The sequence below is a fragment of the Marinilactibacillus kalidii genome (assembly GCF_017599325.1).
Classification (GTDB): Bacteria; Bacillota; Bacilli; order Lactobacillales; family Carnobacteriaceae_A; genus Marinilactibacillus; species Marinilactibacillus kalidii.
In genome coordinates, this window is the sequence record NZ_JAGFVM010000018.1 from 1 (window position 1) to 20,296 (window position 20,296).

The window sequence follows — 20,296 nt, forward strand, 5'->3', positions numbered from 1 at the left end:
GCTGGATTTTATAATGAAGTTAGCCACTTAGGCTAACCCACAAAAAAAACGCCATGTGAATTTCATGTTATATTGAAGTTACCGCTAACTCTCAATAGACAGGATGAATTCACATGACGCACTCTAACGATAACATATCAGCACGTAAGGGAAAACACTTATCTCATTCAGAACGTTCTCAAATTGCTATTTTAAAGACTCAGAAGTACTCCAATCGTCAAATTGCAAAGGCATTAGGATGTGCCCCGCAAACCATTAATAGCGAAATCTGTCGTGGAACCATTACGCAACTTAATCGGCAAAAACAAAACGGTAAAGTTTACGACTACTATACAACTCTCTACGATCCCGATGCCGGACAAGCAGCTTACGATAAACTACGGTTGAACTGTGGCCGTCGGCCAAAATGGGCTGATACGGATGCCTTTATTGAGTGGGCAGATGATAAATTGTTACAGGAAAAGTGGTCTCCAGATGTAGTCATTGGATTTGCGAAGACACATGACTTGTTTGACTCATCTATTATTCCCTGTACAACGACGCTCTATGGATGGATTGACAAAGGCATTATGAGAACAAAGAATATGGATCTACTCGAAAAACTATCGCGTAAACCAAAAGATACTACTTATAGAAGCCGAAGAAACAAGCGAATGCTAGGCCAATCTATTGAACAAAGACCCGCAGAAATTGATAACCGGCAGACCTTTGGTCACTGGGAAGTTGATACAGTTGTTGGAAACAAAACAAAAACCGATTCGGTTTTATTGACGTTAGTTGAACGTCAAACACGCTTTGAAATCATCCTTAAACTCAATGGTAAAGATATAGAATCTGTCAATCAGGCAATCAGTCAATTACGATATCGAGCCGGTGATACGTTCTCTAAAGTATTTAAGACCATCACTTCTGATAATGGATCTGAATTTGCCGGTCTTCATGAGGCACTTCACGAGACACTTGATGTGTACTTCAGTCATCCTTATGCTTCGTGGGAAAGAGGAACAAGCGAGAACCAGCATAAATTTATTCGCCGATTTATTCCAAAAGGAAAAGCTATCAATCAATTTAGTGAAACACAATACTTGAGAATCCAGCAATGGATGAATGACTATCCTCGGAAAATACTTGGATATAAAACACCACATGACTGTTTTGCCAATGCTCTGCGCTCTTTGTCCCAAGCAACCTGAGCACGTTAGTGCTTATCAAATAACAAGTGACGTCTTCCAATAACAAATTAAACAATCAGTTGCGGCTATCTTTTTAAACTAGGTGGCTAACTTAAACTTGAAATTTACAAAATTTTAAATATGTTAAAATGAATAAGAAAAAATAAATAGAATTAGGTGTGTAGTATGAAAAAAGTTTTACCAGGTTTTGCTTTAGCGATTGCTATCGCGATAGTTGCCACATGGTTGGAATCGATCTTACCGATTCATGTTATTGGATCCTCTGTTCTAGCGATGTTTATCGGAATGTTAATGCGCCCGTATACAGTTGAAATCGAATCGGTTCAACCGGGTATTGCCTTCACAGGCAAAAAGATTCTGAAATTTGCTATTGTCTTGTTAGGTGCGTCGTTGAATTTGACTATCGTATTGGAAGTGGGCGGTCAAACGATCGTCATTTTGATTTTCACACTTTTGACTGCCTTTTTAGGTGGTGCATTATTGGGTAAATGGATGGGAATCAATTCCAAACTGACTATTATGATTGCAGCAGGTACTGGCATATGTGGAGGATCTGCCATTGCGGCACTTTCACCCGTTATTGATGCAGAAGACAAAGATATCTCTTATGCGATATCGGCTACAATATTATTTGATATGGTCATGATTATTTTGTATCCCATTATGGGAAGAGCCTTAGCACTCAGCGACAAAGTCTTTGGGTATTGGAGTGGGACTTCAGTGAACGATACTTCGAGTGTAGTAGCGACAAGTTTTGCATTTTCTGAGGCTGCTGGAGAAATCGCGACGATGGTAAAATTAACCAGAACACTGGCGATTATTCCAACTGTACTGATTTTTTCTTATATTTATTTCAAAAAGAATCGAAAAAATAAGCAAGTTAGAGAAAAAGTACAGCTAAATACGCTATTTCCTTGGTTCATTATTTTCTTTATCGGTATGGCCGCGCTGAATAGTTTTGGGTTGATCACCGCTAGCCAAGCAGATATATTAAAAGGAATCAGTCGGTTCTTAATGGTAGCAGCTTTGGCAGCAATCGGATTAAAGACAGATATTCGCGCCATCAGAAAAACAGGGATCAAACCATTTATCTTTGCTAATGTTTTATCACTACTAGTCGTTGTCGTATCGATTGCTGTGATTCTTCTTCAAGAATCGCTATAAAACAGATAATCGAATGTATATTCTAGAATAGCCTAACATTTTTAAGATGAATTTTATACGATTAATCGATGTGCTATAATAGAAAGGTAGTTTTTTTAGAGAAAGTAGGAGTGAAATCGAATGAAAATCGCAATCGCAGGTAGTGGCGCAATGGGTAGCCGCTTTGGCTATATGCTTCACAAGGCTGGTAATGACGTTATTTTAATAGATAAATGGAAAGAACATATTGATACCATTAGAGAACAGGGGTTAACGGTTAATTATAATGGATCAAAAGATGTAGTCGACATTCCGATTTATTTTCCCAACGAAGTAGAAGGGCAAGTAGATGTCATTTTTCTATTCACTAAAGCCATGTTCTTAGGCGATATGTTGGAAGATATCCAGCCAGTTATCGGCAAAGAGACGCAAGTCGTTTGCCTTCTAAATGGTATTGGACATGAAACGGTTATGAAAGAATATGTAGCACTTGAAAACATCTTGATTGGTGTAACAATTTTTACAGCAGGATTGACTGGACCAGGTCAGATCGTATTAGAAGGAAGTGGCTCAACTGAAATACAAAACTTTATTCCAGGTGGAGAAGAAAAAGCAAAAGAAATTGTTGCGATTTTGAAGCAAGCTGGATTAAACGGTGTATACAGTGAGAATGTAAAATTTTCAATTTGGCGTAAAGCCTGTGTAAACGGCGTGCTAAATGCTACTTGCTCTCTTTTAGATACGACGCTTGGAGAGATGTTCTCAACAGAAGAAGCTGTTTCTATGACGAAAAGTATTGTAAAAGAATTCGTGGCTGTAGCTGCAAAACAGGATGTATCGTTAGATTTCGACGATACAGTCGCTTATATTGTGAAGACTGCAGAAGAATTAGGGCATCACTATCCTTCTATGCACCAAGACTTGATTCAACATAACCGTAAAACGGAGATAGATTATATCAATGGGGCCGTGGCTCGCTTGGCTAAAGAGTATGGGATAGAGGCGCCAACAAATACAGTTATTACAGAATTTATTCATATCAAAGAGCAAGTACTGAATGTAAAATAATGATTAAACTAAAAACAAGACTAGGAATTTTTCCAGTCTTGTTTTTTTTCGGTTTGTGAAATAGTTAGCGGATGCTTTCCAGAGTAGAGAGACTTTCGCACGCATCAACTGTTTGGGGTTGAAATTTTTAAATCAACTTTGAGTGTAGAAAGTAAAATAAATCTAATCTTCATGGTGCATAATCTATGGGTATACAATAAAAGTAACTATACGTATTAAAAAAGAAAAACCCCTAAAAAATTGTAAAAAGTACAATCTTTTAGAGGCTTATCTATCGCTAAAGACTCATTTCTTAGATAAGTTTTTTGACTAAAACTTAGTTTGGTTTAGGTAGCTCAATGCATATTGCGCATACAGTTCAGCACCAATCAGCATAGCATCTTCATCAATGTTGAAGCGACCGTGATGATGTGCCCATCTCGTATCTTTCTCCGTGTTCCCAGCACCGACAAGTGCAAAGGCTCCCGGTATATCATGCATGTAATAGCCGAAATCTTCTGCGCCCATTGTTGGCGGTTCTTCCTGAAGAACGTCTGCACCAAAAGCTTCTGCAGCGACATCTTGTACTAGTTGAGCAGAACGCGCTTCGTTAACGACTGGTTCTGTTTTACGAACGTAATCGACGACTGCCGTCCCACCATATAATTGAGCAATGTTAGTGGCATACTGGTTCAAGGCGGTTTCGATTTTGTCTCTAGTTGCTTGGTCAAAGGTACGAATCGTGCCTTCTAGTAATGCATTTTCTGCAATAACATTGAAGCGACTTCCAACCTCCATTTTTCCAATCGTGACAACAGCTGGGTGAAGCGGATCAATCTCTCTTGAAACAATCGTTTGAAGCGTTGAGACGAATTGAGAGGCCATTACAGCAGCATCAACCGTTTGATGAGGCATAGCTGCGTGACCGCCTCGACCTTTAAATTGGACAGTTAACAGATCTGCAGCTGCAAATGATGGACCTGGAGGGCAAGAGACCTTGCCAGATTCCAACTCAGACCAGATATGAATACCAAAGACATTATCCACACCAGCCATGACACCTTGTTCAACCATTTTCTGTGCGCCCTCTGCAATTTCTTCAGCTGGTTGGAATAATATGCGTACGGTTCCTTTTATATGCTCTTTTCTTTCGTTTAAAGCAATTGTAGCAGTGAGTAACATGGAAGTATGTGCATCATGACCACATGCATGCATTTTTGATTGTTCCGTTGAACGATAGTCAAGATGAGTGTTCAATTCTTCTACTGGTAGCGCATCAATATCGGCTCTCAATAGAATCGCTTTACCATCCTGTTCACCTTTAATCGTAGCGAGTAAGCCTGTTGGATTCATACGTTTATAAGGAATGCCAGCATGATCCAACTGTTCGGCTATACGGTTCGTTGTTTCAAGTTCTTCGAAGGCGATTTCTGGATGCATATGCAGCGTTCTTCTAAAGGATACTAAAGCTTGTTCTTTTTCAATTATCAATTGTTTCAACGATTTATCTATCATGATTATTCTCCCCTTGTTCTCATTAAATCTTATCGTCTATTGTCTTATAAACACAACATAAAAGCAAGTTAGTGTTAAACTGCTGATTTAAATGAGAACTTTAAAAAGCATTTAATCAGTTAAAATACAATTGGTCTAGTATTTCGTCTATTTCACACACAATTTAAACTTTCGTTTCGCTTATATAGTCTATATAATAAAAAGGTATATTAGTGAATGAGCAACGTTGATTTTGTCTAGAACGATGATCATAGTTTACTTAGATTGGAGAATAAAAAAATGAAATTGACCATATTTGAAACAAGTGACATCCACGGTTACTTATTTCCAACAGACTACCAGAAAAGAGGACAAGATTTAGGATTCGGTTTATTTAAACTTGCAAAAGTCCTGAAAGAAGAAATGGAATCTGCTGAGGGTCCTACAGTCCTCATAGAAAATGGTGATTTTATACAAGGTTCTCCACTAAGCTTTTTTGTTTTAAAAGAAAGAGGAGATGCAAATTCTCTGATGGAGTCAATCAATGAATTACCTTACGATGCAGGTGTAATTGGAAACCATGAGTTCAATTACGGATTAGACTATCTTCATTCAGCAGTCGAAGCGGCTAAACATCCGGTGCTAGCAGCAAATATTTTGAACGAGGATAATGAACCAGCATTCGGTAAACCTTATGTATTAATCGAAAAAGCGGGCGTTAAAGTCGCTATTTTAGGGTTAACGACGCAATATATTCCGCATTGGGAGCATCCAGAAAACTATTTAGGACTACAGTTCGAATCGGCCTTAGAAACAGCAAAAGCGTATGTCCCGAAGCTTAGAGAACTTGCAGACATCGTTATCGTCAGTTATCATGGTGGATTTGAGAAAGATATTCGTACGGGTGAAGAAACAGAAATACAAACTGGTGAAAATGAAGGCTACCGCATACTGACAGAAGTATCTGGGATTGATGTGTTACTGACTGGTCACCAGCACAGAGTGATTGCACAGACAAAAAATGGTGTACCAACAGTCATGCCAGGACATAAGGGTAGCTATCTAGGAAAAATAACATTGGAATTGATAGAAGAGCATCATTCTTGGAAAGTGAAAGAATCTCTACCTGAATTGATCCAAATCACTAAAGAAACGCCAGTGGAATGTCATTTAGCAAATAAACATGAGGCACTCAATCAAGAAGTTGAGGATTGGCTGGACCAACCAATCGGGAAAGTTGAGGGAGACATGACCATAAGTGATGTTGAACGAGCTAGAATCGTAGAACATCCCTACATTGAATTTATCCAAAAAGTTCAAATGTACTATGCTGACTGCGATATTTCGGGTACGGCACTCTTTAACAACGAAAGTAGTGGGTTCAATCCACAGGTAACGATGAGAGATGTAGTAACGAACTATATCTTCCCAAATACCTTAGCTGTACTTAAAGTGACAGGCACGGACCTAAAAGAGGCGATTGAACAATCAGCAGAATACTTTGTCTTAAATGATCAAGGAGAAATTGACGTCAATCCAGATTTTGTAGAACCGAAACCTCAAATGTACAATTATGATATGTACGAAGGTGTAGATTATACAATAGAAGTTTCGAGACCTTTTGGAGAAAGAGTAACGGCATTCAAGTATAAAGGGAAAGATATTCAGCCTGAGGATACATTAGAAATTGTGATTAACCAATACCGTGCTGTTGGAGGCGGAGATTATGCTATGTTTGATGCTTCAAAAATCGTTCGAGAAGTCACGATTCCCATGAATGAATTGATTGGTAATTACTTTAAAGCGTTTGGTACAATTGAAGCAACAACAAATCATAACTTTAAAGTTGTCAAATAGTTAAGTATTAAAAAAAGCTTCCTCAAATGAGGGAGCCTTTTTATGCTTAATAGTGATAAGGTTCAACATGTACATCAGTGTGCATCACATCGTATTTCTGGTATAACAACTCTTCTATGATTTCTGTTATATCATGCCCCTGCTGAACAGTCATGTTCGAATTGACGAGAACAGTGATATCTACATAAATATTTGTACCATACATTCGTGCTTTTAATGAGGCGATTTCCTTGACTTCCGGTAACTCACTTACAGCTGAATGATAAGTTTCTAGCTCGGTTTCATGAAATCCATCAGAGAGAGAAAAAGAACTTTCTCTAAAGACTTCAACCCCAGTTTTTAAAATGATGAGTGCAACAATGACAGCCATTGCGCCATCTAACCAGACCCATCCAAGCGCAGAAGCTAAAATGGCTACTGCAGTTGCGAAACTGGTTAAAGCATCGGCTAAATTATCTTTCGCAACAGCTGCTAAGCCACTAGATTGGGACTTCTTAGCTAAATTTAGATTATAGCGGTAAACGAAAAACATCACGACTGTACCAATGAGAGCAGCAACAGCGGCCAACATGTTTGGTGGCACAACTTCTCCAGAAAGTAGTCTGCTAATAGTAGATTGTAATACTTGGAAACCCACAAAAAGCATCGCAAAAGAAGTAATCAAACTAGCAATGGGCTCTGCTTTCCAATGACCATAGGGATGATTAGAGTCGGCCGGTTTTCTTGCAGCACGTAAACCGATCAGAATCGTCACAGAAGAAATGACGTCAGTAAAATTATTCAATCCATCAGCACTTAGTGCAGATGATCTAAACAAATAACCTACACTCAATTTCATCAATGCAAGCAGAACGTAAACAATGATACTAACGCGCGCACCTCGCTCAGCTGACTGTATTCTTTCATAACGATTTTCCATTTATATCCCTCGCCTATTCAGTAGTCTAATACAGAATAAAACCTATCTTCATGAAAGATAGGTGCTTGATCTCCGTATAGAGTTATTCGTTTTCCTGTTTCATAACTTTACTGTTATGAGAGCATGATTTCAAGCGATAAGGAAAGAAACTTAGAAATCTTTTAAGTTAAATAAAAGCAGAAAAAACTTTTTAGGAAGGATAAAAAGTCTGGATGATTCAATGATTTATCACAAAAAGACCCTATAGTATCAAACGATAGGGTCAAAAGGCTAGATCAAACAACTTTTTTAAGGTTCAGTTTTTCAAGGTAAGCCATTGCTGAATATATTTTTTCTGTTGTTACTTGTGGAACCACTAATCGAAAAGTTTCTTGCTCAGAAGCCGCAAATATAGCGATTTTTTTCATTTTATTTTCTAGATCATGTTGAATACCAAATGCGGATAATTTTGTTGGGAACGCGTTACTTTCATAGAAAGGGAGTAGACGTCTTACTTCTTCATAGCGTTCATCTGCAATCAATTGAACAAGGACACCGTAGGCAACTTTAATTCCATGTTCAAAAGGTCTCGTTTCTGGGATAAGAGACATACCGTTGTGAACAGCATGTCCACCAGCCATACGACCATACTCGCCAGCAAAGCCCCCAACGGTTCCGGCTATCGCAATAACCGCTTCAACAACTCGTACGAACTCAGGTGAAATTTCTTGAGCGTCCATACTTTCCAACGCTTTTTGGCTATCTTTCAACAATGTCTCCTGAATAACCTTTGCCGTTTGCAATCCAACGGTGACCATAACAGGCAATGATTCTTTAACATTTGTAGTGATGCCTTCAGCTTCATACCATTTTGCTAGCGTATCGCCAATACCTCCTGCAAAGTAAACCTTAGGAGATTCGACAAGCAAATTAAGATCCACTAGGCATAAGAAAGCAGAACGATTATAATAATCTACACTCCTAAAAGTGCCATCAGGATGGTAGGTAGCAGAAATAGGGGTGTAGGCTGCGCAAGTTCCTAAAACGGTGGGGACAGTTACATATTCGATGCCGAGCATGTCTGCAGTACCTTTAGCTGTATCTAATACCTTCCCACCACCAATACCGATAATACAGTCACTATCAGTACACAAATCGGCTAACTGCTGCATATTTTCAACTGAAGCAGTATGATCATATCTAAAAACTGGAAAAGCGTGATGACCAGGGTAATGTTTTAAGAACGCTTTATAGGATAAGTCGCCCGTGATAATAACAGGTTTTTCAAAAGACTTGAGTTTTTCATCAAATAAACTCAATGCGTTTTCTGTACAAATATATTGATCTGGACCACTTCTGATAGTTTGACTTAGTTTCATAAATGTTCACTTCTCTTTCTTTATCATTATTGTTGTTTTAATGGTTGCTTAATCATAAGTTTAGCAGCAGTCTTGTTGTCTCTTCGCCTACATAAATGAGCATATACAGTACCAAATAAGGTGTGGACAATTGTACCGGCTGCCGCTGCTAGAGCAGTTGCTGGAGTGAAATGTGCAAGCCCGAGGTTAGCAGCTAAACCAGTATTTTGTAAACCAACTTCTACTGCGACTGTTCGAGTTACAGCAATGTCGCGTTTCGTCAATTTACATACGACATAACTGATGCCATAACCACTAAGATTGTGAAGCCACACAACCAAAAAGATGGTCATCCCTATAGTGAGTAAGTTTTCTTGATTAACCGATACAGTGCCAGCTAGAACAAGTAAGACCGCAATAGAAGAAAAAGTAGGAAGGACATGTTCAGCTTTGGTTGTATGTTTACCGAAAAAGAAACGAATAACCAATCCTAAAATAACCGGTAACAAGACAACTTGAAGGATAGAAAAGAACATCGTCCAGAAATTAATATCTAAATAGGCTCCACCATATAAAGCAAGTAAAATAGGTGTGAAAATAGGAGAAAGTAAAGTTGATACAGTGGTCGCACTAATAGATAAAGGTAAATGACCATTTGCCAAATAGGTGATAACATTTGATGAAGTTCCCCCTGGAACAGATCCTACTAGCAAAAGTCCTAGAGATATTTCAGGAGATAAATTAAACAAGCGAGCAATCATTAACGCGGATAAGGGCATAACGAAGTATTGACCCAGTACAATGAGAAAGACTTGCCAAGGCTTCTTTAAGACTTCTTTAAAGTCAGTGGGGTTTATGGTCAGCCCCATCGTAAACATAATAAATTGTAGAGTATAGGTTGTGATGCCAGCAGCCCAAGTAAATAAAGAAGGAAAAAAGAGAGCTAAAATAGCTGTGAGTATCACAATGAAAGGAAGATATTGCCTGAAACCAGTATTTAATTTCTTTAAGTAGATCAAATGTAACACTCCTTTTGGTATGTATTTTTATTAAACAAAAAGCCCACCCGTTCTCTAGGAGAATGGGTGGGCGAGTCCCATTCAGCGTTACATGAACAGGACTAAGCATCTGCATAGAATACAGTGCTAAGTCCTGAGCTGAATAATGAATAATAATGATGATGGGATTAACATGGCATATACCTCTTTCTTTTTCTGACAATTTATATATTAATATTAGTTGTTTATTAGAATACAGTTTCTTAGTAAATTATACAACCGTAAAACCTAAATTAAACGAGGTTAGTATCAAAGGGAAATGATAATAAATGATAAAAAGAAATGGTAGCGATAACAAGTTTATAGTCGTTAAGATTCTTAAGTGACTTTTAACGTAAAGATAAACAAATAACCCCGAATACCCAGTGATAAACTGGTGCATTCGAGGTTATTAATAGATAATGAAAGGTTACCATTTATTGATATCTTTTCGCTCACCTTTAAAATTATTTTGCTTTTGATGACGTGCAGCTAATACCGTTTCAACATCCGCTACTGAAACACCAGCATCATAAAGGAGTACACCTAAATGATATAAGACATCGGCCGCTTCGTTTGCGACTTCTTCATGATCCTTATTTTTTGAACCGATCACGACTTCAAAAGCTTCTTCTCCAAATTTCTTGGCAATCTTATCCGTTCCTTTGGAAAGAAGATAATTTGTATAAGATTTTTCATTAGTAGATTGTGCTCGATCGGTAATCGTTGCTTCGATATCCTTTAAAGTAAAAGATTCTGCTAAGTTGAAGCAGCTTTCCGTCCCTGTATGACAAGTTGGACCGACAGGGTCTACCATCACAAGTAAAGCGTCTTGGTCGCAATCCAGATACATATCTTTTACATATTGTACATTTCCACTAGATTCACCTTTTTTCCATAAGCGCTTTTTAGAACGGGAATAGAACCAAGCAACTTCTTCGTTTTTTGTCAGTTCGAAAGCTTCTTCATTCATATAACCTACCATACGAACGTCTTTATTCGTATAATGTTGAAGAATTACGGTCAATAATCCTTTTGAAAAATCAGGTTTTAACTTATCATACTTAGACATTTCTGATTGGCACTCCTTTTTTCATGCATAGATCTTTAACTTCTTGAATTGACACATGCTCGTCGTGGAAGATAGAAGCAGCAAGGCCTGCTGAAACATCTGTTTCCACAAACAAGTCAGTAAAATGTTCCGCATTTCCAGCACCACCAGAGGCGATGACGGGAATGGTTACAGTATCTTGGATAAGTTTCAGTAAAGTGTGGTCAAAACCTTGTTTCATTCCGTCATAGTCCATACTAGTGACCAGTAACTCTCCAGCACCGAGTGCCTCAACTGTTTTTACCCAGTCCAATGCACGGATGGTTGTCGCTTTTTTTCCACCATGTGTATAGCAAAACCAGTCTTGTTTTTCTTCGTCCCACTTTGCATCTAAGGCAATACAGATACATTGGGCACCAAATTTTTCACTGGCTTCTTTGATCAAATCAGGATTCCTTAGTGCGGAGGAATTTAAACTAACTTTATCAGCACCAGCTTTGAGCAGGGCAGAAATGTCAGCAACAGATTGGATGCCGCCACCGATGGTCATTGGAATAAACAGTTCTTTAGCGGTTTGTTTGATCACGTCCAGCATCAATGCATGGCCAGTCTCAGTAGCTGAGATATCTAAAAAGACTAACTCATCTGCACCTAATGCATTGTATCGTTTAGCAAGATCGACGGGGTTACCAATATCTCTTAAGCCTTTAAATTGAATCCCTTTGACGACCATACCATCTTTTACATCTAGACAAGGAATAATTCGTTTTTTGATCATGAACGAATCCCCTCCCAAAACGCTTCGGTATTCGCAGCTTTACCGACAATAGCGGCTTTAACGCCAACTTTTTCTAATGCTTGCATGTCTTCTAAGCTCCTGATTCCCCCTGATGCAGTGATAGGATGAGGAGAGAGAGCGACAAGTTTACCAGTCAACTCAACGTTAGGACCGCCCATTTTGCCATCTTTAGAGATGTCTGTATAAATGATACCACCTAAATCAAAAGAAGCTGTTTCTTTCGCTATATCATATATTGTTCGTTCTTCTGTTTCCGTCCATCCGTTCACGGCTACTTGCTCTTTGAGTGCATCAAGTCCAAGATAAATTTTCCCAGGATATTTAATGGTCATTTCTTCCAACCATGGTAAGTCTTTCAGTCCACGAGTGCCGACAATCACATATGCAGCACCATTCTCAAGATAATACTGGATAGATTCTTCCGAACGAATGCCACCGCCGATTTCAATCGGGACATTGCTAGCTTGCATCAGCTGAGTAATAAATGTTTTCTCAGCAGGTTTTTGATGCAAAGCACCCATCAAATCAACAATATGAATGCGTGCTACTTGGTCAAATTGATTGTAGTAGGCAATTGCTTCTTCAGCTGTTCGACTCATGACTTCTTTTGTTTCGTATTTTCCTTCAGTTAATCGTACGCTTTGCTGGTCAATTAAATCAATAGCTGGCCATAGTTCTATCATGACAAAAACCCACCTTTTAATGCTTGGTCGAGAATCTTCAGACCTTTCTCGCCACTTTTTTCTGGATGAAATTGAATTCCTATAAGTTGATCTTTTTGAACGATAGCCACAACATCCTCTTCGTACTCAGCTGTTGCGATAACATTCTGATCGGTGTGTACTTTGAAAGAGTGAATAAAATAGACATCATCATTCAATGAAGGAACAGTTGAAGCTAATTTATTCCAGCCCAAGTGTGGAACGGAGACGTTACCGGTAATTTTTTTTACGTCCCCTGGAAGATAGCCTAAACCTTTGACTGATCCTTCTTCTGAAGAATCGAAAAGCAATTGCATACCAAGACAGATCCCTAAAAATGGTTTTGTTTCTTTTAATTGTTCTAAAACAGGCAACAAATTTAATTCGTTGATTTTATTCATCGCATCTTTGAAGTGACCGACACCAGGTAAGATAATACGATCCGCTTGTTTTAAACGTTCTGGATCGTTAGTCACTTCAACTTCATAGCCAAGGAATTCTACGGCGTTTGTCAGATTGGCAATATTACCTAGTCCATAATCTACAATGGCAATCATTCTTCGATCACTCCTTTAGAAGAAGGGATACGATCAATTGCGGAATCGCTGAGTGCGATTCTTAAACTTTGAGCAAAGGCTTTAAATAAGGCTTCTATTTCGTGGTGTGTATTCCCACCACGAATTAAATCCATATGAGCAGTGATACGTGCATTGATCACTAACGCATAGAAAAATTCGTGAACCAATTCAACATCAAATGTTCCAACTTTACCTCTTGAAAATAGTGCTTCAAAGTGCAAATAAGGACGACCGCTAATATCAATTACTGAGCGAGCAAGTGTTTCATCCATAGGTACATAGGCTGTACCATAACGTTTTATGTTTGATTTATCAATATTGAGTTCTGCAATAGCTTGACCAAGCAAAATGCCCACATCTTCTGTGGTATGGTGGTCATCAACATCTAAATCGCCATCAACTTTGATATCAAATACAAAATGACCGTGAAAAGCTAGTAGATCCAGCATATGATTCAAGAAACCAACACCAGTATCAATGGTAGAAGGGGATAGTCCGCGATCAACAGATAGACGAATAGCTGTTTCTTTCGTTATGCGTTCTTTCTTAATGGCCATTGTTCATCTCTCCATTTTTTGATTATTTGTCTGATCTCTTCAAGTTGATCTTCTTTTGCAATAGAATAACGTACAGCTTTCTTCAAAGCCTGTGAATCCTCTTCAGGATACATTCTCGGTAAAAACCCATTTTCAACAATATAATCACCTAAAGCCATTGCATCGTCACCATAAGTGAATAGAAAGTTCGTGTGACTTTCTAACATTGGAATAATATCACCGACTTCTTCTTCAAACACGCTATGCAGCTGTTTAGAAAGTTTACGGTTTAAATCAATAAAAGATTCAAGTCTTTCTGGTTGATTCAATAAGTGTACAGCGACATTTAATGAAAATGTATTTAAAGGATAAGGGTGGGCAATAGAATCTAAAAGATCCATCGTAGAGCGTGTCGAAGTTGCAACACCTATGCGTAATCCTGCTAAACCGTATACTTTTGAAAGTGTACGAAGGCGAATAATGTGATCACCAGTTGGGTATTCAATCACTTCATCTACAAATTCCCCATAAGCCTCATCTAGAATAAAATAGCCACCGACTTCTTTCATCAGTTTTGCTGCTTTTTTTATAAAATCTAAAGGGTGTAAAGTACCAAAGGGATTGTTTGGTTGAGAAAAGATGAAAACTGAAGGACGAAGTTCTTTGATCTGCTCGTATACAGCTTCATAATCGAAGGTTAAGTCTTCATTACAGGGAAGTTTGACAATTTCACGTCCAAATTGTTTTGCGTAAACATCATACATAACAAAGTCAGGATCAAAAGTGAGTACGGGGCCTTCTCCTAAAATGATGACTGCTTTTTGGATCCATTCATCAGATCCGTTAGCGAAAGATACCAATTCAGGATCAAGCTGATTAAAAGCAGCATAACTCGTTTGCAAATCTTGATATTCATTCTCTGCATACTGATTGAACTGTGTATCAATCGCAATTTTTGCAATTTCATCTTCTGTAAGCGCTCGGTAAGGACTTTCATTCTTGTCTATGCGAATCATTAGTGGTTATCCTCCAGTCTAAAGTACAGTGAATCATGGTGCGCTTGTAGGGCTTCTTCTTTCGCTAAACGAATTCCAGAAGGTGCCATTTGGTTGAAAGTCTCATTTGATAAGTGAATAACGGAGTTTGTACGAAGAAAATCATTTACGGAAAGTCCATTTGAAAAGCGCGCGTTACCGCCCGTTGGTAGGACGTGACTCGGGCCGGCAACATAATCACCGATTGCTTCTGGCGAATATGTGCCAATAAATAAAGCACCACCTGTAGTAATCAAATCTACATACGTGGCTGCATCTTCAGTTTGTATTGAAATGTGTTCGCCAGCAATCAAATTAACAGTATCAACCGTTTCTTGTTTGGAAGCAGTGTGCACTGAATAGTGGTGATCTTCCAGACTTTTAGCAATGATTTCCGCACGAGGTTGAAGACCCGCTTTCTCTGCTACAACAGTCATGATTTCATCTAGTTTTTCTTTGTTTTCACTAATTAAAAAGGTTCTTGCTTGAATGTCATGTTCTGCTTGAGCAAGCAAATCATAAGCGACCCAATCTGCTCTAGTTGTTTCATCAACAACCACAACGATTTCACTAGGACCGGCGATAGAGTCAATACCGACATCACCATAGACCAGTTTTTTCGCAAGGGCGACATATTGATTTCCAGGGCCGACGATCTTATCAACTTTTGGTATGGTTTCTGTTCCATAAGCCAGTGCAGCGATTGCCTGAGCACCACCGACCTGATAAACATGATCGGCTTCAACGATGTAACAAGCAGCGAGAATCGCTTGTTGAATACCATCCTTTTGAGGTGGTGTGACGATAATGGTTTCATTCACACCAGCAACGTTCGCTAATACAGTCGTCATGAGCACGGTCGAAACCAATGGCGCAGTGCCACCGGGAACGTATATACCTACGCGATTTAAAGGATGGATTTTTTGGTATAACTCAGAAGCTTCGCTCTGTGTCCATTTGATAGATTGCTGATAGGCTTCGATATTTTCTTTAGCAGCAATCAACGCATCTCTTAAATCTGAATCAATCGAATCATAAGCATCTTTTAAGGCAGTATGTGGAATTTCTAAATCAGTCAAATCGACGGAATCAAACTTTTTGGAATAGTCATATAAGGCTTGATCCCCTTCTTTTTGGACTGACTTAATAATTGACTGAACATTATCTAATAGTGTCCAATCAATATCATTTTTTGTAGCATAAATATCTTTAAAACGATCTGTTGTATACATATTAATTCATCCTCAATTGATTCATGATTGTTTGAATTTCATCATTTTTTGCAAAATAAGCATGCTTATTAGAAATGAGACGCGCATTGATCTCATCTAATTGAATTTGTTCATACAAACCATTTTCTTTAAGTGTCGTACCCGTTTGTACGATATCCATGATGGCATCTGCCATATCGATCGTAGCCGCGAGTTCAACGGATCCTTTTAGTTGGATAATTTTAACAGGCTGCATGATCGAATCGAAATAATTTTTTGTAAAGTTAACGTACTTTGTCGCAACTACAGGATAGGTATCTTGAGGAGCTTTTGCCGCTACCGCAAAATGGCAATAACCAAAAGGCAAGTCCATCAAATTGTTGATCTGTCTATCTTGTTCAAATAATACATCGCTACCTGTAATGCCTAAATCAGCAACGCCTTCTTCAACATAAACTGGGACATCTTCACCTTTTACCAGTAAAAACCTAACATCGGGTAATTCTACGACAAGCTCTCTAGAGATTGCGTTTAAAGCTGAGCTCCAGTCCGTTAATTCTTTTTCTTCTAAATAATTAATGAAATCTTTTAGTTGTCTTCCTTTAGATAGCGCAATAGTGATCATACCGTTTTTTTCCTCCATCTATTTAATTATAGTGATTTTATATATTTAATCCGATGCCGAAAGCATTTGAGGGGCTAGAGTATTGACCACCAGAAGCAATCGGTTCTACCTGATCTTCAGCATATAACTGAATAGAAATTCCTTTATAATAGGATTGTGAAGGCAGTGCTAGCATATCTCCGTAAACATAAGAAACCTTTTCTTCGATTAATATTTTTTCCCAATGGTTCATTTCTTCGATATGACGTTTTAGATGCGGCATATTTGTTTTAACATAATTGGCTTGTTCAGCAGCTGGTTGGGCCATCAAATCAATGATTGGATGTTCTTCACCTAGTTTTGCCTTTAAAGCATCACGATTACGTTCCTGAATATATTTGCGCGTCAGTGCATCGTTCAATTCAGTTTCTGAAAGAAGATTTTTTAATAATGTATTGTGGCTGATTACTGCTACCGAAAGTGGCAGTGTCAACGTATCTTTGATGTAGTTCACCATCTGTTTTAATACGGCCATTTGTTTGTTTACATCACCAGTGAACGTTTCTAGTCCATATTGGTGTTTTTCAGTTGTTAAAGTGTAAATGGGTCCTGAATAAGCAATCGTTTCGGAATGTAGCTGATACTTTTGTCGATAGCGAACGATTGCATTCGTCCAATCGCTTCTAAGGGCATATAATGCACCTTCGTGTTGCCATTTATGGCGTTCAGTCATTAATCCTAAGTCATCGGATGAAAGGGTTGTCCAGTCAAATTTTTCGATGGCAGATAAATCAATCAAGTCATAGCCTAATCCATGAAAATGATGGAGGAAGTCCAGTTCTTGTTTCTTCTGATGGAGTATGGATTTGTTCAGGCTAGTAGTATTCATAATAATTCCTTCCTCGTTTCTTTTTTTTGTCAAGTTTGATAGAATCAAACTTGGTATTAGTAAGCGATACTAATACCCAAAATAGTAACATAAAACAGCTTTATTATGAATAGATTAGATGAAATTAATACGGTACACTAATTTAGCATAAGAGAATTATCCTATATCCCAGAAAACGTGTAGAGAGAGATGAAAAAATGAAAAAATCTGATAGTCACGTTCATACGCAATACTGCCCGCACGGGACAAAACATAAAATGGAACAGTATGTTAAAGTAGCGATTGAAAAAGGCCTAGAAGCCATCACCTTTACTGAGCATGCTCCACTCCCAATTGATGATCCTGTTCCTAGTAAAGATAGTGCAATGAGAGAAGAAGATGTATATGCATATTTAAAAGAAGTAAAAGGTCTAAAAGCGCAATACGGACATAAAATTGAAATCAATGCAGGATTTGAAGTAGATTATATTGAAGGAAAAGAAAAAGAGACGCAGTTATTCCTTGAGCAATATCCAGAGACGATCCCTTATTCAATTTTAAGTGTACACTTTTTAAAATTACCGGATGCCTCTTATTACTGTATAGACTACAGTAAAGAATCTTTTGTAGAAAAAGGTAGTGAATTAGGGTACGAAATGCTTTATACACTCTATGAGAAAACAGTGAAACTAGCGCTGTCTGAACCTTTTGGCACATTGACACCTAAAAAGATTGGCCATATTAATTTGATTCATAAATTTAAAAAAGGATATGGTTATACAGACGAGATAAATTGGAAACAGCTCTTAACATTAGCTAAGAAAAATCAATACAAATTAGACTATAACTTTGCAGGCATGGATAAGCCAGATTACGGAGAACCCTATCCCAACAAAACGATTTTATCTGGAGCAAAAAAATTGGATTTGATATTAGAAACGGGTTCAGATGCCCATGAACCAAAAGATGTCGGACGATATTTTATAGAAGGAGAGATAGACTAATGGCTGGAATAGAATTTGAAATCATGGAACATATTGGTAAGATCAGTGAAGGAAAGAGTGGCTGGAAAAAGGAATTGAATCTAGTCAGTTGGAATGGCAACGACCCAAAGTTTGACATTAGAGACTGGAGTCCGGATTATACTAAGATGGGTAAAGGACTGACATTATCGGCAGAAGATCTCAAGTCATTAAAAAATGTATTGAATGAAATGGATATTTAAGAGTGATGTCACCGAAAAGTGATTAATTGCAATAGAATCGTAACGAAAATTATACGATAATAACTATTACGAATTTGTAGTTTTTCATTGCATTTTTTAGCAAAAGCGGTATAATGTTGTTAGTTACAAAAAGTAAGGTTAAAATAGAAGGGAAGATTTATACATGCAATTTTTAGATGAATTAAAAACACGCCGTTCGATTTATAGTTTAGGAGACGACATTTCAGTTTCTGAAGAAGAAGTTGTTGAATTAATTAAAGAAGTCGTTAAAGAATCACCAACATCATTCAATTCTCAAACTTCAAGAGCTGTTATTTTACTTAATGATGAGCATAAAAAATTATGGTCAATCACTGAAGAATTATTAAAACCATTAACACCAGAAGCAGCATTCCCGAATACTCAAGCTAAACTACAAGGTTTCGCTCAAGCTAAAGGAACTGTTTTATTCTTTGAAGATCAAGACGTTGTTAAAAACTTGCAAGAACAATTTGCGCTTTACGCTGAAAACTTCCCGATTTGGTCTGACCAAGCAAGTGGAATCGCTCAAGTAAACGTATGGACTGCGTTAGCTCAACTAAACATTGGCGCTAACTTACAACATTACAATCCTGTAATCGACGAAAGAGTTGCACAAGAATGGGGCACACCAGAAAACTGGAAACTAAGAGGTCAATTAGTCTTTGGTTCTCCAAAAGCACCTGCTGGTGATAAAGAATACATGAACGACGAAGATCGTTTCAAAGTATTCGGAAACTAATTTATTTTATTAAAAAAGTGATCACTCTACCGAAGAGTGATCACTTTTTTTAATGGGTTATTTTTTCGAGTACGAGCTCAGTCCATCCTAGTTTGTATCCAGCTCTAATAGCAAGATTTATTGATTTGGTATGAGTGAATTGTGTGCTGTAGACAGGAAGGATAGTCTGGTTATTCCTTTCGATAATCTCTTTTGTCATTGTTTTGACTAGATTCGTAGCAATTCCTTTTGAATGATAGTCCTCCACGATTTCGACACCAATTTCCCAGGTATATTCTCCATTATGATTCGTACCGATCATAGCGACAATTTCATCGTCAACAATGTGGGCAATTCCAAGTTTGTCCGGATCTGTTTCGTCGTATAAAAAAGATTCTTCAAAACGTTCATCGTCTTTAAAAGATGAAAGTTGAGCTGCTTCAAAGATCTTTAGATTTGAAGAATCTGTTTCAAGTGGTGTCCAGTTTTTGGGAACAAAGAAGGGAGAGTAGTGACTCATCTTATAATCAAAAGGTTTTAGTAACGCATTCAGTTCAATTAAATTATTGATGTCTCCAAACCATTCACCAGCGCGGTTTTTATAGGTTTCTTTTAACTTCTTTGTTAATACTTCGTCTTCCGTGCGACAAAATAAATTATTTTTATAAAAAATTATGGTGCCGGCATTACGCGCCCAATAGCGACTTTTATTTGTACCCTTTATAGTTTTAAAAAGATGCTCAGCACCTTGGAGTTCTTCTATAGAACAATCCATATCAATAGCAAACTGCTTCAGTATTAATTGGTCGATCGTTAACAATTTCAAATGTATCATTCTCCTATCTTTATGTATACTATTTATCATAGCATAGCAACTCAAAGATAGACATTAGTAGCTTAATAAAAAAGTCGGATAGGATTTC

General features: G+C 37.9%; 21 protein-coding genes. 7 read left to right on the plus strand and 14 right to left on the minus strand.

Features of this window, described 5'->3' with window-relative positions:
• The first annotated feature begins 113 nt into the window (after positions 1-113).
• The 3 genes from J5J05_RS03665 to J5J05_RS03675 all read left to right on the plus strand — a co-directional run bounded on the left by J5J05_RS03665 (position 114) and on the right by J5J05_RS03675 (position 3,404).
• Positions 114-1,193, plus strand: coding sequence for an IS30 family transposase (locus J5J05_RS03665; RefSeq protein WP_208559143.1), 1,080 nt, complete (start codon positions 114-116; stop codon positions 1,191-1,193).
• 165 nt (positions 1,194-1,358) lie between these two features.
• Positions 1,359-2,357 (plus strand): YeiH family protein, encoded by a 999-nt coding sequence (locus J5J05_RS03670; protein WP_208559321.1) that lies wholly within the window; start codon positions 1,359-1,361, stop codon positions 2,355-2,357.
• Positions 2,358-2,477: 120 nt separating this feature from the next.
• On the plus strand, positions 2,478-3,404 hold the full coding sequence (locus J5J05_RS03675; protein ID WP_208559322.1) for a 2-dehydropantoate 2-reductase: 927 nt from the start codon (positions 2,478-2,480) through the stop codon (positions 3,402-3,404).
• A 309-nt stretch (positions 3,405-3,713) separates the two neighbouring features.
• Here J5J05_RS03675 and J5J05_RS03680 read toward each other — a convergent pair whose 3' ends face one another.
• A complete protein-coding gene (locus tag J5J05_RS03680) occupies positions 3,714-4,898 on the minus strand; it encodes an amidohydrolase (RefSeq protein ID WP_208559323.1) in 1,185 nt (394 codons plus the stop codon).
• Between the two features lie 279 nt (positions 4,899-5,177).
• On the opposite strand from J5J05_RS03680, the gene J5J05_RS03685 reads away from it, so the two are divergent.
• Positions 5,178-6,734 carry a bifunctional metallophosphatase/5'-nucleotidase gene (locus tag J5J05_RS03685; RefSeq protein ID WP_208559324.1) on the plus strand — a complete coding sequence of 519 codons (1,557 nt, stop codon included), beginning with the start codon at positions 5,178-5,180 and terminating at the stop codon, positions 6,732-6,734.
• Positions 6,735-6,780: 46 nt separating this feature from the next.
• On the opposite strand, the gene J5J05_RS03690 is transcribed toward J5J05_RS03685, so the two are convergent.
• The 12 genes from J5J05_RS03690 to J5J05_RS03745 all read right to left on the minus strand — a co-directional run bounded on the left by J5J05_RS03690 (position 6,781) and on the right by J5J05_RS03745 (position 17,430).
• Complete coding sequence (locus J5J05_RS03690) at positions 6,781-7,653, minus strand: cation diffusion facilitator family transporter (protein WP_208559325.1); 873 nt, start codon at positions 7,651-7,653, stop codon at positions 6,781-6,783.
• A gap of 275 nt (positions 7,654-7,928) precedes the next feature.
• Positions 7,929-9,011 (minus strand): iron-containing alcohol dehydrogenase family protein, encoded by a 1,083-nt coding sequence (locus J5J05_RS03695; protein WP_208559326.1) that lies wholly within the window; start codon positions 9,009-9,011, stop codon positions 7,929-7,931.
• A gap of 26 nt (positions 9,012-9,037) precedes the next feature.
• Positions 9,038-10,009: a bile acid:sodium symporter family protein gene (locus tag J5J05_RS03700; RefSeq protein ID WP_208559327.1), complete on the minus strand. Its 972-nt coding sequence runs from the start codon at positions 10,007-10,009 to the stop codon at positions 9,038-9,040.
• Between the two features lie 448 nt (positions 10,010-10,457).
• Positions 10,458-11,099 (minus strand): bifunctional phosphoribosyl-AMP cyclohydrolase/phosphoribosyl-ATP diphosphatase HisIE, encoded by a 642-nt coding sequence (gene hisIE, locus J5J05_RS03705; RefSeq protein WP_208559328.1) that lies wholly within the window; start codon positions 11,097-11,099, stop codon positions 10,458-10,460.
• Positions 11,092-11,856, minus strand: coding sequence for an imidazole glycerol phosphate synthase subunit HisF (hisF, locus tag J5J05_RS03710; protein WP_208559329.1), 765 nt, complete (start codon positions 11,854-11,856; stop codon positions 11,092-11,094). The genes hisIE and hisF overlap by 8 nt, the downstream gene beginning before the upstream one ends.
• Positions 11,853-12,560, minus strand: coding sequence for a 1-(5-phosphoribosyl)-5-((5-phosphoribosylamino)methylideneamino)imidazole-4-carboxamide isomerase (gene hisA / locus J5J05_RS03715; RefSeq protein WP_244244602.1), 708 nt, complete (start codon positions 12,558-12,560; stop codon positions 11,853-11,855). The genes hisF and hisA overlap by 4 nt, the downstream gene beginning before the upstream one ends.
• Positions 12,557-13,135 carry an imidazole glycerol phosphate synthase subunit HisH gene (gene hisH, locus J5J05_RS03720; RefSeq protein WP_208559330.1) on the minus strand — a complete coding sequence of 193 codons (579 nt, stop codon included), beginning with the start codon at positions 13,133-13,135 and terminating at the stop codon, positions 12,557-12,559. The genes hisA and hisH overlap by 4 nt, the downstream gene beginning before the upstream one ends.
• On the minus strand, positions 13,132-13,713 hold the full coding sequence (gene hisB / locus J5J05_RS03725) for an imidazoleglycerol-phosphate dehydratase HisB (protein WP_208559331.1): 582 nt from the start codon (positions 13,711-13,713) through the stop codon (positions 13,132-13,134). Before hisB ends, hisH begins: the two co-directional genes overlap by 4 nt.
• Positions 13,689-14,708, minus strand: a complete 1,020-nt coding sequence (locus J5J05_RS03730; RefSeq protein ID WP_208559332.1) for a pyridoxal phosphate-dependent aminotransferase — start codon at positions 14,706-14,708, stop codon at positions 13,689-13,691. The genes hisB and J5J05_RS03730 overlap by 25 nt, the downstream gene beginning before the upstream one ends.
• Positions 14,708-15,958, minus strand: a complete 1,251-nt coding sequence (gene hisD / locus J5J05_RS03735; RefSeq protein ID WP_208559333.1) for a histidinol dehydrogenase — start codon at positions 15,956-15,958, stop codon at positions 14,708-14,710. Before hisD ends, J5J05_RS03730 begins: the two co-directional genes overlap by 1 nt.
• Before the next feature lies 1 nt (position 15,959).
• The gene (gene hisG / locus J5J05_RS03740; RefSeq protein ID WP_208559334.1) at positions 15,960-16,562 is read right to left on the minus strand and encodes an ATP phosphoribosyltransferase; all 603 of its coding nucleotides are present in this window, start codon (positions 16,560-16,562) and stop codon (positions 15,960-15,962) included.
• Between the two features lie 37 nt (positions 16,563-16,599).
• Positions 16,600-17,430: an ATP phosphoribosyltransferase regulatory subunit gene (locus J5J05_RS03745; protein ID WP_208559335.1), complete on the minus strand. Its 831-nt coding sequence runs from the start codon at positions 17,428-17,430 to the stop codon at positions 16,600-16,602.
• 197 nt (positions 17,431-17,627) lie between these two features.
• Here J5J05_RS03745 and hisJ point away from each other — a divergent pair, with 197 nt between their 5' ends.
• The 3 genes from hisJ to J5J05_RS03760 all read left to right on the plus strand — a co-directional run bounded on the left by hisJ (position 17,628) and on the right by J5J05_RS03760 (position 19,394).
• Positions 17,628-18,413: a histidinol-phosphatase HisJ gene (gene hisJ, locus J5J05_RS03750; RefSeq protein WP_208559336.1), complete on the plus strand. Its 786-nt coding sequence runs from the start codon at positions 17,628-17,630 to the stop codon at positions 18,411-18,413.
• Complete coding sequence (locus J5J05_RS03755) at positions 18,413-18,634, plus strand: YdbC family protein (RefSeq protein ID WP_208559337.1); 222 nt, start codon at positions 18,413-18,415, stop codon at positions 18,632-18,634. The genes hisJ and J5J05_RS03755 overlap by 1 nt, the downstream gene beginning before the upstream one ends.
• A gap of 163 nt (positions 18,635-18,797) precedes the next feature.
• Complete coding sequence (locus tag J5J05_RS03760) at positions 18,798-19,394, plus strand: nitroreductase family protein (RefSeq protein WP_208559338.1); 597 nt, start codon at positions 18,798-18,800, stop codon at positions 19,392-19,394.
• A 49-nt stretch (positions 19,395-19,443) separates the two neighbouring features.
• Here J5J05_RS03760 and J5J05_RS03765 read toward each other — a convergent pair whose 3' ends face one another.
• Positions 19,444-20,199: a GNAT family N-acetyltransferase gene (locus J5J05_RS03765; protein ID WP_208559339.1), complete on the minus strand. Its 756-nt coding sequence runs from the start codon at positions 20,197-20,199 to the stop codon at positions 19,444-19,446.
• Positions 20,200-20,296: the final 97 nt, after the last annotated feature.